This is a genomic window from Citrobacter sp. H12-3-2, from assembly GCF_009649895.1.
Classification (GTDB): domain Bacteria; phylum Pseudomonadota; class Gammaproteobacteria; order Enterobacterales; family Enterobacteriaceae; genus Citrobacter; species Citrobacter portucalensis.
In genome coordinates, this window is record NZ_CP045837.1 from 3798513 (window position 1) to 3816598 (window position 18086).

13 protein-coding genes are annotated in these 18086 nt (G+C 52.8%); 8 read left to right on the top strand and 5 right to left on the bottom strand.

Annotated features, from left to right (window positions below; translation table 11 throughout):
* The first annotated feature begins 160 nt into the window (after positions 1-160).
* From GHC22_RS18205 to lacA, 4 genes are all read left to right on the top strand, one after another.
* Positions 161-1243 carry a LacI family DNA-binding transcriptional regulator gene (locus GHC22_RS18205; RefSeq protein ID WP_137377175.1) on the top strand — a complete coding sequence of 361 codons (1083 nt, stop codon included), beginning with the start codon at positions 161-163 and terminating at the stop codon, positions 1241-1243.
* Positions 1244-1364: 121 nt separating this feature from the next.
* Positions 1365-4448 (top strand): beta-galactosidase, encoded by a 3084-nt coding sequence (locus GHC22_RS18210; protein WP_153753677.1) that lies wholly within the window; start codon positions 1365-1367, stop codon positions 4446-4448.
* A 51-nt stretch (positions 4449-4499) separates the two neighbouring features.
* Positions 4500-5753: an MFS transporter gene (locus GHC22_RS18215; protein ID WP_153753678.1), complete on the top strand. Its 1254-nt coding sequence runs from the start codon at positions 4500-4502 to the stop codon at positions 5751-5753.
* A 29-nt stretch (positions 5754-5782) separates the two neighbouring features.
* Positions 5783-6394: a galactoside O-acetyltransferase gene (lacA, locus tag GHC22_RS18220; RefSeq protein WP_128612096.1), complete on the top strand. Its 612-nt coding sequence runs from the start codon at positions 5783-5785 to the stop codon at positions 6392-6394.
* 46 nt (positions 6395-6440) lie between these two features.
* On the opposite strand, the gene prpE is transcribed toward lacA, so the two are convergent.
* From prpE to prpB, 4 genes are all read right to left on the bottom strand, one after another.
* Positions 6441-8327 carry a propionate--CoA ligase gene (gene prpE / locus GHC22_RS18225; protein ID WP_153753679.1) on the bottom strand — a complete coding sequence of 629 codons (1887 nt, stop codon included), beginning with the start codon at positions 8325-8327 and terminating at the stop codon, positions 6441-6443.
* Between the two features lie 40 nt (positions 8328-8367).
* Entirely contained in the window at positions 8368-9819 is a 1452-nt protein-coding gene (locus tag GHC22_RS18230) for a bifunctional 2-methylcitrate dehydratase/aconitate hydratase (protein WP_153753680.1), read from the bottom strand.
* Positions 9820-9859: 40 nt separating this feature from the next.
* Positions 9860-11029: a 2-methylcitrate synthase gene (gene prpC, locus GHC22_RS18235; protein WP_060682693.1), complete on the bottom strand. Its 1170-nt coding sequence runs from the start codon at positions 11027-11029 to the stop codon at positions 9860-9862.
* A gap of 80 nt (positions 11030-11109) precedes the next feature.
* Positions 11110-11991 carry a methylisocitrate lyase gene (gene prpB, locus GHC22_RS18240; protein ID WP_003830903.1) on the bottom strand — a complete coding sequence of 294 codons (882 nt, stop codon included), beginning with the start codon at positions 11989-11991 and terminating at the stop codon, positions 11110-11112.
* Positions 11992-12244: 253 nt separating this feature from the next.
* Between prpB and prpR the strand changes: the two genes are divergently transcribed.
* The gene (prpR, locus tag GHC22_RS18245; RefSeq protein ID WP_153753681.1) at positions 12245-13855 is read left to right on the top strand and encodes a propionate catabolism operon regulatory protein PrpR; all 1611 of its coding nucleotides are present in this window, start codon (positions 12245-12247) and stop codon (positions 13853-13855) included.
* Positions 13856-13887: 32 nt separating this feature from the next.
* On the opposite strand, the gene yahO is transcribed toward prpR, so the two are convergent.
* A complete protein-coding gene (gene yahO / locus GHC22_RS18250) occupies positions 13888-14163 on the bottom strand; it encodes a DUF1471 family periplasmic protein YahO (protein ID WP_032942474.1) in 276 nt (91 codons plus the stop codon).
* Positions 14164-14488: 325 nt separating this feature from the next.
* On the opposite strand from yahO, the gene GHC22_RS18255 reads away from it, so the two are divergent.
* The 3 genes from GHC22_RS18255 to GHC22_RS18265 all read left to right on the top strand — a co-directional run bounded on the left by GHC22_RS18255 (position 14489) and on the right by GHC22_RS18265 (position 17904).
* Positions 14489-15121: a LysE family transporter gene (locus tag GHC22_RS18255; protein WP_008783857.1), complete on the top strand. Its 633-nt coding sequence runs from the start codon at positions 14489-14491 to the stop codon at positions 15119-15121.
* 79 nt (positions 15122-15200) lie between these two features.
* Positions 15201-16589 carry a diguanylate cyclase gene (locus GHC22_RS18260; protein ID WP_153753682.1) on the top strand — a complete coding sequence of 463 codons (1389 nt, stop codon included), beginning with the start codon at positions 15201-15203 and terminating at the stop codon, positions 16587-16589.
* Positions 16590-16809: 220 nt separating this feature from the next.
* On the top strand, positions 16810-17904 hold the full coding sequence (locus GHC22_RS18265) for a 4Fe-4S binding protein (protein ID WP_032942469.1): 1095 nt from the start codon (positions 16810-16812) through the stop codon (positions 17902-17904).
* Positions 17905-18086: the final 182 nt, after the last annotated feature.

The window sequence follows — 18086 nt, forward strand, 5'->3', positions numbered from 1 at the left end:
CCTCACTTTTTTCTTCTGTTAGGTATAACGGCGATAAATCTTTCAGCACGCTATCCTCAAACCCTGGAATGCGCCTCGCAGAACCCATGCGCAAATCCCCCAAACCCGTCCCGCTGTGGCATCATAGCGCACAGATAACGTCATGACAGGGGTGATAAACGTGAAACCGGTAACGCTATACGATGTGGCAGACCATGCAGGTGTCTCTTACCAGACCGTCTCTCGCGTCGTGAACCAGGCCAGCCACGTTTCCGCAAAAACCCGACAGAAAGTTGAGGCCGCGATGGCGGAACTCAATTACATTCCTAACCGCGTTGCACAGCAGCTGGCTGGCAAACAGACGCCACTGATTGGCGTTGTGACGGCAAACCTTGCCCTGCATGCCCCCTCACAAATCGTTGCTGCCATAAAATCCCGCGCCGACCAGTCCGGTGCCAGCGTGGTGATCGCCATGGTCGAGCGCAGCGGCGTTGAGTCCTGTAAAACCGCGGTCCACAATCTGCTTTCTCAACGCGTAACCGGGCTTATCATCAACTATCCGCTGGATGAAGAAGATGCCATTGCCGTGGCAGCTGCCTGCGGTACAGTGCCGGTGCTGTTTCTCGATGTCTCTGACTTGACGCCAATTAACAGCGTGATTTTCTCTCATGACGACGGCGCGCGCCTTGGCGTTGAACATCTGGTGCAGCACGGACATCAACGGATCGCCCTGCTGAGCGGGCCGCACACTTCCGTTTCGGCAAGGCTTCGGCATGCGGGCTGGCACAAGTATCTGGCACATTACCAGCTACAACCCGTTGTGGAGCTGGAAGGCGACTGGAGCGCGATGTCTGGTTTTCAGCAAACGATGCACATGCTGAATAACGGTAACCTCCCTACCGCCATGCTGGTCGCTAACGATCAAATGGCGCTGGGCGCGATGCGGGCAATCAGCGAGTTCGGTCTGCGGGTTGCAGTGGATATATCGGTAATTGGCTACGATGACACAGAAGACAGCGCCTGTTACATCCCACCGCTGACCACCATCAGGCAGGATTTTCCGTTGCTGGGTGAAACCAGCGTCGACAGGCTATTGCAACTCCCCCGTGGCGGCTCCAGCGTGGGTAACCAACTGCTTCCCGTCACCCTGGTCAAGCGCAAAACGGTTCTGCCTCCCGATACGCAAACCACCACTCCCCAGGCGCTGGCTGATTCACTGATCCAGCTGGCGCGGCAAGTTTCTCAGCTCACCCCCAAATTGTGAACGCATAACAATTGTGTGAGTCAGTTCACTTATTGAACGCCCCATCCTTTACAGCAAGGAGCGCTTGTTCGTATTTTGATTGGAATTGTGAGCGAGTAACAAATTCAAACAGGATACCATTATGAACCTGAACACAGATTCACTCTCCGCTGTTCTGGCCCGCCGCGACTGGGAGAATCCCGGCGTCACGCAGCTCAACCGGCTGGAAGCACATCCGCCGTTCTGTAGCTGGCGCTCAGCGGATGATGCACGTACCAATCAGCGTTCGAGTCAGTTACGCTCGCTGAATGGCCAGTGGCAATTTGCCTGGTTTGCCGCGCCGGAGGCTGTCCCAGAAAGCTGGCTGACAAGCGATCTGCCACAGGCAGACATCATCAACGTCCCCTCTAACTGGCAGATGGACGGTTATGATGCGCCAATTTATACCAACGTCACCTACCCAATCCCGGTGAATCCTCCGTACGTTCCGGCACAGAACCCGACAGGATGTTACTCGCTCACATTTAATGTTGAAGACGCGTGGTTAGAGGAAGGTCAGACGCGCATTATTTTTGACGGCGTAAATTCCGCGTTTCATCTGTGGTGCAACGGTCGCTGGGTCGGCTACGGTCAGGATAGCCGTCTGCCGTCTGAGTTTGATCTTAGCGATTATCTGCTGCGCGGCGAAAACCGTCTGGCTGTGATGGTGCTGCGCTGGAGCGACGGCAGCTATCTGGAAGACCAGGACATGTGGCGCATGAGTGGTATTTTTCGCGATGTCTCCCTGCTACATAAGCCCACTACGCAAATCCGCGACCTGCGCATTAATACCCGTTTTAATGACGACTTCAGCCGCGCCACGCTGGAAGCGGAAGTCAGAGTGGGTGGCAACGAGAGCGAAGATTTACGCGTCACCCTGCAATTGTGGGAAGGTGAAACGCTCACCCACGAAACGACCTCACCGCTCGGCAGCGAGATCATTGATGAACGCGGCGCTTATCATGACCGGGTGACTCTGCGTCTGAACGTCGAAAAACCGGCGCTGTGGAGTGCCGAAACGCCCAATCTGTACCGCGCCGTTGTGCAGTTACACACCGCAGGCGGAGTACTGATTGAAGCGGAAGCCTGTGACGTTGGTTTTCGTCAGGTTTGTATCGAAAACGGCCTGTTGCTGTTAAACGGCAAGCCGCTGTTGATTCGCGGTACCAACCGCCATGAGCACCATCCGGTCAACGGCCAGGTGATGGATGAGGCGACGATGGTGCAGGACATCATCCTGATGAAGCAGAATAACTTCAACGCCGTGCGCTGTTCCCATTACCCGAACCATCCGTTGTGGTACACCCTGTGCGATCGTTACGGCCTGTATGTGGTCGACGAAGCCAACATTGAAACCCACGGCATGGTGCCGATGAATCGCCTCACCGACGATCCCGCATGGTTGCCTGCCATGAGCCAGCGCGTCACGCGCATGGTGCAGCGCGATCGCAACCACCCGAGCATTATTATCTGGTCACTGGGCAATGAATCCGGCCATGGCGTCAATCACGACGCGCTCTACCGCTGGATAAAATCAGAAGACCCGTCACGTCCGGTGCAGTACGAGGGCGGTGGAGCTGATACTGCCGCCACCGACATTATTTGCCCGATGTACGCCCGCGTCGATCAGGATCAGCCCTTCCCCGCAGTACCCAAATGGTCGATTAAAAAGTGGCTGTCGATGCCCGGCGAACAGCGTCCGCTGATCCTTTGTGAATACGCCCACGCTATGGGCAACAGCTTTGGCGGCTTCGCCAAATACTGGCAAGCGTTCCGTCAGTATCCGCGCCTGCAGGGCGGATTTGTCTGGGACTGGGTGGATCAGTCGCTGACCAAATATGATGAGAACGGCAAAGCATGGTCAGCCTACGGTGGCGATTTTGGCGACACGCCTAACGATCGTCAGTTTTGCATGAACGGGCTGGTGTTCGCCGATCGCACTCCGCATCCGGCGTTATATGAGGCCAAACATGAACAGCAGTTTTTCCAGTTCACGTTACTGCCGGGCGCTGAATGCCAGATTGAAGTGACCAGCGAATATCTGTTCCGCCGCAGCGATAACGAAGTTCTGCACTGGTCGATTGCCCTGGACGGCAACCCGCTGGCCGCCGGAGAAATCATTCTGGATATCGCCCCACAGGGTCGCCAGGTGATTACCCTGCCGAACGTTCCGATGCCGGACACCGCAGGCGAATTGTGGTTGACGGTGCGCGTAGAGCAGCCTCAGTCGACAGCATGGTCAGAAGCCGGGCATATCAGCGCCTGGCAACAGTGGAAGCTGGAAGAGAAGCTCAGCCTGGTACGTCCATCACACGCCAGCAGCGCACCACAGCTGGATGTTAGTGAGAGCAATTTTACCGTGCTGGCCAACAACACACGCTGGCAATTCGATCGTCAGTCCGGTCTGCTAACACAATACTGGATTAGCGATGAAGCCCAGTTGGTAAGCCCGCTTACTGACCAGTTCACCCGCGCGCCGCTGGACAACGACATTGGCGTGAGCGAGTCAACCCGCATCGACCCTAATGCCTGGGTTGAACGCTGGAAGGCCGCCGGTCACTATCAGGCTGAAGCAACGTTACTGCACTGTGCTGCCGATACGCTGAGCAGTGCGGTACTGATCGCCACCGAACATGCGTGGCAGTATCAGGGCGAAACGCTGTTCATCAGCCGAAAAAGCTACCGTATTGACGGCAATGGTGAAATGCAGGTAACGGTGGATGTCGACGTTGCCAGCAGTACGCCACATCCGGCCCGCATCGGCCTGAGCTGCCAGCTGGCGCAGGTTGCGGAGCGAGTGAACTGGTTAGGTCTCGGCCCACATGAGAACTACCCGGACCGTCTGGGCGCCGCCTGTTTCGATCGCTGGGATCTGTCGCTTGATGAGATGTACACCCCGTATGTTTTCCCGAGCGAAAACGGTCTGCGCTGCGGCACGCGCGAACTGTACTACGGTGCGCACCAGTGGCGCGGAGACTTCCTGTTCAACATCAGCCGCTTTAGCCAGCAGCAACTGATGGAAACCAGCCACCGCCATCTGCTGCAACCTGAGGCGGGCACCTGGCTCAATATTGATGGCTTCCATATGGGCGTCGGCGGCGATGATTCGTGGAGTCCTTCCGTGTCGCCGGAATTCCAGCTGAGCGCCGGACGCTACCACTTCCAGTTCGTCTGGGGCCAAAAATAATAATATAAGCAGGGCAGGTTGATACCTGCCCGCATTTATAGGAAGTCTGTTATGTATTATTTAAAAAACACTAACTTTTGGATGTTCGGCTTTTTCTTCTTCTTTTACTTTTTTATTATGGGTGCGTATTTCCCCTTCTTCCCTATCTGGTTACACGATGTAAACCATATCAGCAAAGGCGATACCGGCATCATCTTCGCCTGCATCTCACTGTTTTCTTTGTTATTCCAGCCAATTTTCGGACTACTATCCGATAAGCTCGGCCTGCGTAAACATCTGCTGTGGGTAATTACCGGCATGCTGGTAATGTTTGCCCCGTTCTTTATTTACGTATTTGGCCCATTATTGCAGTTTAATATTTTACTGGGTTCAATTGTCGGCGGGATTTACCTTGGCTTTATTTACAATGCCGGTGCCCCAGCGATTGAAGCCTATATTGAAAAAGCCAGCCGCAGAAGCAACTTTGAATTTGGTCGCGCGCGCATGTTTGGCTGCGTGGGCTGGGCGCTGTGCGCCTCGATTGCCGGAATTATGTTCACCATCAATAACCAATTCGTCTTCTGGTTAGGCTCTGGCTGTGCGGTCATTCTGGCATTGCTGCTGTTATTTTCAAAAACAGATGCCCCCTCTTCTGCAAAAGTCGCGGATGCGGTAGGCGCCAATAACTCGGCATTCAGCCTGAAGCTGGCGCTGGAGTTATTTAAACAGCCGAAACTTTGGTTCCTCTCCCTGTATGTGGTCGGCGTTTCCTGTACTTACGATGTGTTTGACCAGCAGTTCGCCAACTTCTTTACCTCATTCTTTGCCACCGGCGAACAGGGTACCCGCGTGTTTGGCTACGTCACGACGATGGGAGAATTACTCAACGCCTCGATCATGTTCTTTGCACCGCTGATTGTGAACCGAATTGGCGGAAAGAACGCCCTGCTGCTGGCCGGTACGATTATGTCGGTAAGGATTATTGGCTCGTCATTCGCCACCACTGCACTGGAGGTCGTTATTCTCAAAACGCTGCATATGTTTGAGATACCGTTCCTGATCGTCGGCTGCTTCAAGTACATCACCAGCCAGTTCGAAGTACGTTTCTCGGCCACGATTTATCTGGTGTGTTTCTGTTTCTTCAAACAGTTAGCCATGATTTTCATGTCAGTTCTGGCCGGGAAAATGTATGAGAGTATTGGTTTCCAGGGAGCTTATCTGGTGCTGGGGATTATTGCGCTGAGCTTCACGCTGATTTCCGTATTTACCCTTAGCGGTCCGGGGCCCTTTTCCCGCGTTTTCACCCCAGCAAGCAAACAAGTTTGAAAACGAATAACAAGGAGGGAATATCTTCGATGAGCATGTCCATGAGAGACAGAATAAAAGCAGGCAAACTGTATACCGATATGTGCGAGGGCCTGCCGGAAGAGAGATTGCATGGAAAAGAGTTAATGTATGAGTTTAACCACACGCGTCCATCGGAGGTTGAAAAGAGGGAAAGACTGATTCGTGAAATGTTTGGAAGCGTGGGTGAACATACGTGGATTGAACCCCCTATTTATTTCTCATACGGGAGCAATATTCACATTGGCAAAAACTTTTACGCCAATTTTAACTTTACCATTGTGGATGATTACACGGTCACCATTGGCGATAACGTTTTAATTGCACCAAACGTCACGATCTCAGTAACGGGTCATCCTGTTCATCATGAATTAAGAAAATCCGGAGAGATGTTTTCCTTTCCAGTCACCATCGGCAATAACGTATGGATTGGCAGTAATGTGGTGATCAATCCTGGCATAACGATTGGCGATAATTCTGTTATCGGCGCAGGGAGCATAGTCACAAAAGACATTCCGGCAGATGTCGTGGCGGTGGGAGTTCCCTGTCGGGTTCTAAGAACCATTAATGAGCGAGATAGAGAGTTCTATTACCAAAATTATAAAGTAGAGCCGTCAATTTAAGCAGTCATGCCGGATAGACCACTTATGCGGTCTATCCGGCATGGAGTTACTCTTCGATCGCCTGACGGATTTGCTGCAACGACGCGGGATCGTCAATGGTCGTTAGATCGCCAGGATCGCGGCCTTCACAGATCGCCTGGATCGTCCGTCTGAGCATTTTGCCAGAGCGCGTTTTCGGCAATTGCGACACAAACCAGACGTGCGCCGGGCGGCCAAAATTACCAATCTGACTGTCCACCAGCGCCATAATCGCCTTCTCTTCCGAATGTGCGATGTCGCGATCTTCAAGGCTGTCGCTCTGTTTCGGAATGACAAACGCGACCGCGACCTGCCCCTTCAGCGCGTCCTTCACGCCGACCACAGCCACTTCGGCAACGTTCGGATAGCTGGAAATACTCTCCTCTATCTCACGCGTCCCCAACCGATGCCCGGCCACGTTGATGACATCATCCGTACGACCAAGGATGAAGTAATAGCCGTCCGCATCGCGAATACCCCAGTCAAAGGTGGCGTACACCTGACGAGAAAACAGCGACCAGTAGGTATTCACAAACCGCGCGTCATCACCCCAGATAGTCTGGATACAGCCCGGCGGCAGCGGCCCTTCAATCACCAGCATGCCCTTTTCATTCGCTTCGCAGGGCTCACCGGTCACCTCATTGAGCAACTGCACGTTATATCCGTACATCGGCACGCCTGGGCTACCCAGCCGCGACGGGCGGTCGTCCAGCCCGCGAGCGATCGCCATAATCGGCCAACCGGATTCAGTCTGCCAGTAGTTGTCGATAACCGGGACGCCCAGCGTTTCCGTTACCCAACTGGCGGTCGGTTCATCCAGCGGCTCACCCGCCAGATACAGCACCTCCAGCGAGGAAAGATCGTGATTGCGGATTTGCGCGGTCGGGAATTTCTTCAGCACGCGGATGGCGGTTGGGGCGGAGAACATCCGGCTGACCTGATACTTCTCAACAATTTTCCACCATACGCCACAGTCTGGATACGTTGGCAACCCTTCGTAAACCACTGTCGCCATCCCCGCCAGCAGCGGGGCATACACGATATACGAATGCCCAACTACCCAGCCGATATCCGACGCGCAGAAGAACACACCGCTCGCTTTACCGCCGAAAATGGTGTCCATCGAGGTCGCCAGCGCGACCGCGTAGCCGCCAACGTCGCGCTGGACGCCTTTCGGTTTACCGGTTGTCCCGGAGGTGTAGAGAATGCAGGACGTTTCGTTCGACTCCAGCCAGGCAACCGGTACCCGTGCGCCGAGATGCTGCTGGCGCAGCGTGGCAAAGTCGAGGTCTCGCCCCTCTACCCGCGCCATATTCGCCAGACCGCGATCGACTAATACCACATGACGCGGCTGATGCTGCGCCTGATCGATCGCATCATCGAGCAGCTTTTTATACGGCAGGACTTTACCGCCGCGCGCCCCGGCATCCGCCGACACGATAACCACCGGTCGGGCGTCGTCGATACGCGCCGCTACGCTGTGCGAGGCGAAACCACCGAACACCACCGAATGGATCGCCCCTATACGTGCGCAGGCCAGCAGCGTAATGTGCGCCTCGGCGATCATCGGCATATAAACCAGTACCCGATCGCCACGCTGTACGCCCAGCGACAACAACATCGCCGCCGCGACGTTCACTTCGTCATACAGCTGACGAAAGGTAAACGTGCGTTCTTCTTCAGTTTCTGAAGAAACGGCAATCAGCGCCAGCGCGTCAGGCTGTTTCTCCAGCCAGCGGTCAATGGCGTTGTGGCACAGATTGGTCGTACCACCGCAAAACCAGCGGGCAAACGGCGGATTACTGTGGTCCAGTACCTGCGTATACGGCTGCTGCCAGTCAATACGCTGGGCCTGCTCGGCCCAGAACGACTCCGGCTGCGTAATAGAACGTTGATAAAACTCGCTATAAGACATAATGCTCTCCTGTTGAACTTACGCCTTGCCGCACGCAGGTTTAGATTACATAAAGGTCCATATACTCATTGACCGGCATCTGCTCCAGGCGAGTTCTGTCCAGGGAGACATCCAGGATGCGCTGCTGCTGACGGGTCGGGAACTGACGCGCCAGGTTAATTTTGAACTTCTCGACCAGCTTCGGCATACCGTCGTTACGACGGCGCGCGTGGCCGATTGGGTATTCCACTACCACTTCTTCAAAGCGTGAGCCGTCGGTGAATTCAAGCGTGATGGCATTCGCGATGGCGCGTTTTTCAGGGTCGTGGTAATCGGCAGTAAAGGCCGGATCTTCGAAGCAGTTAATCTTTTCACGCAGTGCATCAATGCGTTTATCCTGCGCCACGCCGTCTTCGTAATCTGCCGCCGTTAAGCGTCCGAACAGCAGCGGGATAGCCACCATGTACTGGATGCAGTGGTCACGATCCGCCGGGTTATTCAGCGGGCCTTTTTTATCGATGATGCGGATACAGGCTTCGTGCGTACGAATGGTCACTTTTTCGATATCGGCAGCGGTCTTACCTGCGGCCTGTAACTGCTCGTACAGCGTCATCGCCGCTTCTACCGCGGTCTGCGAGTGGAACTCTGCCGGGAAGGAAATTTTAAACAACACGTTTTCCATCACGTACGAACCGTACGGGCGCTGGAAGCGGAAAGATTCGCCTTTGAAAGAGACATCATAGAAGCCCCAAGTTTTCGCCGTCAGTGCAGATGGATATCCCATTTCACCGGTTTTCGCCATCAGCGCCAGACGTACAGCACGTGAGGTGGCATCGCCAGCCGCCCAGGATTTACGCGTGCCGGTATTCGGCGCATGACGATAGGTACGCAGCGACTGACCGTCGACCCACGCCAGCGAGACGGCGTTGAGAATTTCATCCCGGTTCAGGCCAAGCATCTCGGCAACCACCGCCGTGGAGGCGACTTTTACCAGCAGGACGTGATCCAGACCGACGCGGTTGAAGGAGTTTTCCAGCGCGATACAGCCCTGAATTTCATGGGCTTTAATCATTCCGGTTAACACTTTTTTCATGGTTAACGGCGCTTTACCCACCGCCACCGCATTGCGCGACAGCCAGTCAGCCGTCGCCAGAATACCGCCGAGGTTATCGGAAGGATGACCCCATTCTGCGGCCAGCCACGTGTCGTTAAAGTCCAGCCAGCGGATCATCGCACCGATGTTAAACGCCGCCTGCACCGGATCGAGCTGGAACTGGGTACCCGGTACGCGCACACCGTTCGGGACGACGGTACCCGGTACAACCGGCCCCAGAAGTTTTTTACAGGCCGGATATTCCAGCGCTTCCAGGCCACAGCCAAGGGTATCAAGCAGGCAATAATGCGCGGTGTCATACGCCACCTTCGAGGTGATCTCGTAGTTCATGACATAATTAACGATATCAACGATTTCACGGTCAAATTCAGGGCGGACGTTCGAAATATGTGCAGACATAGGGTACATTTCCTGTTTTTTTATCTTTAGAGGTTTTGCATTAGCAACGCTGATCAATCGAGACAAATACGCGATCTTCCGGGCCGGTATAGTTGGCGGAAGGACGGATAATTTTGTTGTCCTGACGCTGTTCGATGATGTGCGCCGCCCAGCCAGTGACGCGGGCGATAACGAACAGCGGTGTGAACATTTCAGTGGGGACGCCCATCATGTTGTAAGAGACTGCCGAGAACCAGTCGAGGTTGGGGAACATCTTTTTCGTTTCCCACATCACCTCTTCCAGACGGTCGGCGATGTTGTACATTTTCAGCGAACCGCCTTCCTGAGAAAGCTGTTTCGCCACGCTCTTGATCACCTGGTGACGCGGGTCGGCGATGGTGTAAACCGGGTGACCAAAGCCAATCACCACTTCTTTATTTTCAACGCGTTTACGGATATCTGCTTCGGCTTCATCCGGCGTTTCATAGCGTTGCTGGATCTCCAGCGATACTTCATTCGCTCCGCCGTGTTTCGGCCCACGCAGTGCGCCAATCGCACCGATAATCGCGGAGTACATATCAGAGCCAGTTCCCGCAATCACACGCCCCGTGAAGGTAGAAGCGTTAAACTCGTGCTCGGCGTACAGCACTAGCGAAATGTGCATCGCCTTTTCCCAGCTTTGTGATGGCTTCTCACCATGCAGCAAATGCAGGAAGTGACCGCCAATAGAATCATCATCGGTCTCCGGCTGAATACGCTCGCCGTTATGGCTGTAGTGATACCAGTACAGGAGGATAGAACTGAGCGAAGCCAGCAGTTTGTCGGCAATATCGCGTGCGCCGGAGACGGTATGTCCTTCTTTTTCCGGCAGCGTACAACCCAGCGCGGAAACACCAGTGCGCATCACGTCCATCGGATGCGAGGCGGCAGGCAGCGCTTCCAGTACGGTACGCACATTAGCGGGCAATCCGCGCAGCGCTTTCAGTTTGCTTTTATAGGCGGTGAGCTCATCGCGGGTGGGTAATTTCCCGTGAATCAGCAGATGCGCAACTTCTTCAAATTCACACTGTTGCGCCAGGTCAAGAATATCGTAGCCACGATAGTGCAGATCGTTACCGCTTTTACCCACGGTACATAAGGCAGTATTTCCGGCAGCGACGCCTGACAGCGCAACCGATTTTTTGGGTTTAATGACATGGGTACTATTTTGCAGAATCGTTGTGTCGCTCATGTTGTCCTCGTCATTATTGTAATATGTAGGGTACTAATTTATTGCCGGATGGCGGCTACGCCTTATCCGGCCTACGACGGTTACTTTTTTGTGTACAACGCGTCGAGTTTCTCTTCGAACTGGTAGTAATTGATGCTTTCATACAGCTCGTTGCGCGTCTGCATAATGTCGATAACGTTCTTTTGCGTACCTTCCTGACGCAGCACGTTGTAAACCTTCTCCGCCGCGCGGTTCATGGCGCGGAAAGCTGACAGCGGGTATAGCGCCATCGCAACGTTCGCGCTGCGCAGTTCATCGGTGGTAAACAGCGGTGTGGCGCCAAATTCAGTAATGTTGGCGAGAATTGGTACCTGTACCGCATCGGCAAACTGGCGGTACATCGCAAGTTCGGTAATGGCTTCCGGGAACAGCATGTCAGCGCCCGCTTCGACATACGCCTGGGCACGATCGATGGCAGCCTCTAACCCTTCCACCGCCAGTGCATCGGTTCGCGCCATAATCACAAAGTTGGGATCGGTGCGCGCATCAACGGCTGCGCGGATCCTGTCGACCATCTCTTCTTTCGAGACGATCGCCTTGTTCGGGCGATGACCGCAGCGCTTGGCGCCGATCTGATCTTCAATATGCAGCGCAGCAGCACCCGCTTTGGAAATCGACTTGACGGTACGCGCCACGTTGAATGCAGACGATCCAAAACCAATATCCGCATCCACCAGCAACGGCAGCGGGCAAACATCCGTAATGCGACGAATATCAGTCAGCACATCATCAAGGGTAGAAATGCCGAGATCCGGCAGACCCAGCGACCCCGCAGCGACACCGCCGCCGGAGAGATAAATCGCTTGATACCCGGCACGTTGAGCCAGCAGAGCGTGGTTGGCGTTGATGGTGCCAACGATTTGTAATGGGTTTTCTTTAGTGAGCGCAGCGCGAAACGCCAGCCCTGGGGAGTGTAGAGACATATCCCGTCCTCTTGTTATCAACTTGTTATCGTTCGTTGATATTTCTAAAGCAAGGGGTATGCCAGGGAGCTTATTTTCTCTTCGATTTAATTTTTTATCTTTTAAAACAACAGATTAAATCCAATGTTTCTATTTTTGTTGCACAAAAGCGTGTCAGCTATCGTTTCATGAAACGTTCCTTCACGTTTCATTGCAACATTTATGAAACACAACTAAACCCTACTACTCGGTTCCTTAATTTTTGGGGTTAGTTATGGCAGATACGCATCTACCGCCGCGAGTGAACGACGATAAACCGGTTATCTGGACAGTCTCGGTCACCCGCCTGTTTGAACTGTTTCGCGACATCAGTCTGGAGTTCGACCATCTGGCGACCATCACCCCCATTCAGCTTGGTTTCGAAAAAGCGGTGGCCTATATCCGTAAGAAGCTGGCCACCGAGCGTTGCGATGCCATCATTGCGGCAGGCTCCAACGGCGCATATCTGAAAAGCCGTTTGTCTATTCCGGTGATCCTGATTAAACCCAGCGGATTCGACGTGCTACAGGCACTGGCAAAAGCGGGAAAACTCACCTCGTCAATTGGCATCATTACCTATCAGGAACCCCTCCCGGCGCTTCTCGCGTTTCAAAAAACTTTCAATTTGCAGCTTGAACAGCGTAGCTATATCACCGAGGAAGATGCTCGTGGGCAAATCAACGAGCTGAAGGCTGGCGGTACACAAGCGGTAGTTGGTGCGGGGTTGATTACCGATCTGGCAGAAGAAGCAGGCATGACCGGCATCTTTATCTATTCGGCGGCCACCGTGCGCCAGGCCTTTGTCGATGCGTTGGATATGACCCGCCTGACATTACGCAGAAACGGTCAGTACGCCTCTGGCGATACGTTGCGCACTCGCTACGCGCTCGGAGATATGCGCGGTCACTCTGCGCAGATGGAACAGGTACGGCACACCATTATGCTGTACGCCCGTTCGCGTGCGCCGGTCCTCATTCAGGGCGAAACAGGAACGGGTAAAGAGCTGGCCGCACAGGCCATTCACCGTGAGTTTTTCACCCGTCAGGAGAATCGGCGCGGTAAACCCTCACCGCCGTTTGTTGCCGTCAACTGCGGGGCAATCACCGAGTCATTGCTGGAAGCGGAGCTGTTCGGCTATGAGGATGGCGCCTTTACCGGCTCTCGCCGAGGGGGACGCGCGGGCCTGTTTGAAATCGCTCACGGCGGAACCCTGTTTCTTGACGAGATAGGCGAGATGCCGCTGCCGTTACAAACCCGACTGCTGCGTGTGCTGGAAGAAAAAGAGGTTACCCGGGTCGGTGGACATCAGCCGATTCCGGTCGATGTCCGGGTGATTAGCGCCACACACTGTAATCTGGAGCAGGAGATGAAACTGGGGGAATTTCGTACCGATCTGTTTTATCGCCTGAGCATTTTACGCCTCAAGCTGCCGCCGCTGCGCGAGCGGTTGCCCGATATTCTGCCACTGGCGGAAGGCTTTTTAAAACAATCGCTGGCGGAACTGGACGTGCCGTTTTCTGAGCCTGTACGCAAGGGGTTGGGATTAAGTCAGCCGACGCTGCTGAATTATGGCTGGCCGGGGAATATCCGCGAACTGCGTAATATGATGGAACGTCTGGCACTGTTTTTAAGCGTCGAGCCGCAGCCAGAGCTGAATGTGGACTTTTTACAACAGCTGTTACCGGAACTGGCCATTGTTGCAGACTCACCGCAAGCATCGTCATTGCTGACGCCACAACAGGTGTTGGCACAATTCAATGGTGATAAAACCGCGGCTGCACGCTATCTCGGAATTAGCAGAACCACGTTCTGGCGCAGATTAAAAGAAAACCCGCCGGTACAATGACCGACGGGTGTCGTATTTTTTACAGCTGCACGTTATTTTTTCTTGTAAATATTCGCTGTGCCATGGATTTTGTTATCCGTTTGGCCGGAGGTTAATACCACCACATCAGCACCTTTCTCTTCAGCTTTCTTCAAAAGGTCTTCTTTAGCATCCGAAGTAGAGACTTCATTACTCGTTGAAATATCACCGATTTTTGTATACTGAGACTCAACCTTTTCAAACTCAACCTTCGTCATAAATTCCGCGGCGTACGCGTTGGTCACAACAAAAGCTAACGCACCAATAAGTACTTTAATTCCAGTTTTCATATAAAAGCTCCAGATTTTGTTATATATGCCATCATCGACCCCTGAACATTCGACATGCGAGTCAAGGATGATTAATAAGTAGTTCAGCCTGGCAAAAAGATCCAGAGCAGGCGGAAATATAAAGAGATTTTGCGAATCGTTGATAACAGAAAACCTGCGCCGCCGCGTTATCTGACGCGCCAGGCTTGCACAAAATAGTCTATGAAGTCATTTGCAAATCTCAGCGCGTTTCACCGCGCAGTGTGAGTGAATACGCAGAATGATGAACACACTAAAATTATAGTGTTAGCTGTCACTTAAGCGCTTACTAATGGAAATGTTGTCTATGGAACCTCTGCACGCCGTCGTTCTTACCATCAGCCTCTTTGTTTTAACCTTTTTTAACCCCGGCGCAAACCTGTTCGTGGTAGTACAAACTAGCCTGGCATCCGGACGACGCGCAGGTGTGATGACCGGTCTGGGTGTTGCCTTGGGTGATGCGTTTTACTCCGGCCTTGGGCTTTTTGGTATGGCAACGCTAATCACCCAGTGTGAAGAGATATTTTCATTGATTAAGATTGTCGGCGGCGCCTATCTGCTGTGGTTTGCCTGGAACAGCATCCGCCATCAGGCCACGCCGCAAATGCCCACTCTACAGCAACCGCTTTCCGCTCCCTGGTATGTGTTTTTCCGTCGTGGATTACTAACGGATTTATCAAATCCGCAAACCGTACTGTTTTTTATTAGTATCTTCTCGGTCACCTTAAGCGCAGACACGCCTACGTGGGCCAGACTGATGGCCTGGGCAGGCATTGTGTTGTCTTCCGTTATCTGGCGTATTTTTCTCAGCCAGGCATTTTCTTTGCCTGCCGTGCGACGGGCGTATGGTCGCATCCAACGCGTTGCCAGCCGGGTGATTGGCGCAATAATAGGTGTTTTCGCGCTAAGACTTATTTATGAAGGTATTAGCCATCGATAAGAGAGTTTAACTTGACCATTGTGAGGTAATTGTCCGTAATACCGCCTGAATTTTTAATCGCAGGTTGAGTGGCAGTGAGATGGAACAGGTTGAACCGGTAAACGACACATTACTCCATACAGAATGGCAGGCGCTGATACGACAAACATCGCCTGACGTTCACACGCTCCTCACATCGTTAAGCGATGAAGAGATCCGCCATTTAGTGACCGTTTTTTATGACTATATGCTCTCCCATGCCCAGAGCGCATTGTTCCTCAATACAGAACAGGTCAGTACCCGCCTCAGCGGCAGTATGTTTGACTGGTTACGCAGCGTGCTTGGCAGCGCGCACGAAGATCTACCGCAGCTGCTGACCAAACAGCGAGAAATTGGCGTGGTGCATGCCCGTATCGGCCTGCCCATCGATCTGGTAAACCGCGGCGCGCGTAAGCTCAAGGATGAGCTGTATCGGGTATTGAAAACCAAAGCTGACGACTCGTCTTCCCTGTTGAGCAATGCTATCTGTTTCAGCAGCCTGGCAATGGATACTGCGCTGGAGGCCATGACCGTCTCCTATTCCCCAAGCCACCAAAACTCTCTGCATACGCAGGAGCAGTATCGCCTGCAGACCATTTACGATGACGTTAACGTCGAGCGCGAACGGCAAATTCGCTCATTTACCGACTGGGAAAATCAGTTTATCTATAACATCGCCATCGGTATGCCTTTCGGTGAGATGGTATTTCTGGCGAATTCTGATTTTGGTATGTGGTTCTCACATAAAGGAAAACACATTCTCGGCAACAGCAATCTGTTGAAAGAAATGGAATCGCTGATAGCAGAGATCGACAACCGCATGACGACCACCTTTTCGCATCAGCATCAGCCAACAGAACCTGAGAGGATGAGCCTGTTGCAGGATGTCCGCCAGCTATCGGCAAAAATCCATTTCCTGCTCGCCTCAATGTTTGACGCACTGGTTAAACAGGAAAATGGTAAAGACTCGCTGACCCAGTTACTTAACCGCCGCTTTATTCCAACCATCATGCGGCGTGAGATTTCGTTAGCGTTACATGCGCGGAAGCCCTTCACCCTGGCGATGCTGGATATCGACTACTTTAAGCAAATTAACGACAACTATGGGCATAATACTGGTGATATGACGCTCAAAAACGTCGCAGCGGTCATTTATGATCATATCCGTAGCAGCGATTACGTGTTTCGCTATGGTGGTGAAGAATTTATGATCCTGCTCGTCGAGTCAGACAAGTCGCAGGCCAGTATTATCCTCGAAACGCTGCGTATGAAGATTGCCGAGATGTGCATGGCGGCATCGGCGGCAGAATCATTTTCTATTACCGTCAGCATTGGCATCGCCGAATATGACTATCATCCCGACTATAAACAGTTGGTTGATAAAGCCGATCGCGCGCTTTATCTGGCGAAAAGTAATGGTCGCGATCGCATAGAGGTATATCAGGAATAACCTTCTCCGCCACAGAGAAATAAATACCCCGTTCAGGGTATTTATCTGATCGGCGATAAATACCGAGCTGTTATTTTTATTCAGGCCTATTTGCGTGATGAAAATAACAGCCACGTAATAAGATGCAAATCAAATACACCAAATCTGAATAGCGCTAGCATATCCCGGTGATGACGCCTTCTGAATGCAGAAGGGGAAATATGAGGGATAGTATAAAACCATGAACGGGAAGAAAAGAACGCGCTGGCAGCGCCGTCCTGGCACGATCGGAGGCAAACTGCCGTGGAATGACTGGCGCAACGCCAGCAGCTGGCGAAAAGCCACACAGTTTCTCCTGCTGGCTATTAATATTTATATTGGCGTAACGTTCTATTACTGGGTCCGCTATTTCGAAACCGCCGGCACCAGCGTCTATATTCCAAGGCCAGGTGGTATTGAGGGATGGCTACCAATCGCGGGTTTGATGAATATCCGCTATACGTTGGAGACTGGTTTTCTTCCGCCTATCCATGCCGCCTCCATGCTGCTGTTAGTTGCGTTTATCCTGATTAGTCTGTTGTTAAAAAAAGCCTTCTGTTCGTGGTTATGCCCGGTGGGCACGCTGTCCGAACTGCTCGGCAATCTGGGGAAAAAAGTATTTGGTCGCAACTTCACGCTGCCGCGCTGGCTGGATATCCCGCTGCTCAGTCTGAAGTATTTGCTGCTGAGTTTCTTTTTGTATATCGCCCTGTCGATGCCTGCACAGGGGATTCAGTATTTTCTAATGTCGGCCTATGGCATGATTATCGACGTGAAGATGCTCGATTTCTTTCGCCATATTGGCTCCGCTACGCTCATCTTTGTTGTCGTTATCAGTGTCCTGAGCCTGTTTATTCGCAATGCCTGGTGCCGCTATCTGTGCCCTTATGGTGCGCTGCTCGGTCTGTTCTCGCTGCTCTCGCCGTTTAAAATCCGCCGTAACGCAGACAGCTGCATCGACTGCGGAAAATGCGCGAAAAACTGCCCGTCGAATATCCCGGTCGACAAACTGATTCAGGTGCGTACCGTGGAATGCACTGGCTGCATGACCTGCGTTGAATCCTGCCCGGTGGCCTCAACGCTGAGTTTCTCACTGCAAACACCGCCGGGGGCGCAAGACAACGGTAAACCGTTATGGCGACAGAAGACGCTATCAGGTGTTGCCATGACGCTACTGGTGCTTGGCATTCTGTTTGCCACCATTGGTTATGCCGTTTATGCCAATGTCTGGGATACACCAGTGCCTGATCATATGTATTTCCAGCTGATCCCGAAGGCAAAGATGATCGGCCATTAATTTTTTTATCAGTATGTTCAAAACCCTGCCAATTCTGGCAGGGTTTCCCGCCTGTCCTGCCATTTTAAGACAATTGAACTTGTGCCATCGCGCTCTCGTTTATACAACCTTAAATATCATCTGTAATAATTTTTCTATTTTGTTATGGGCGACTGGGATCAAAATAATGAACGGGATAACAT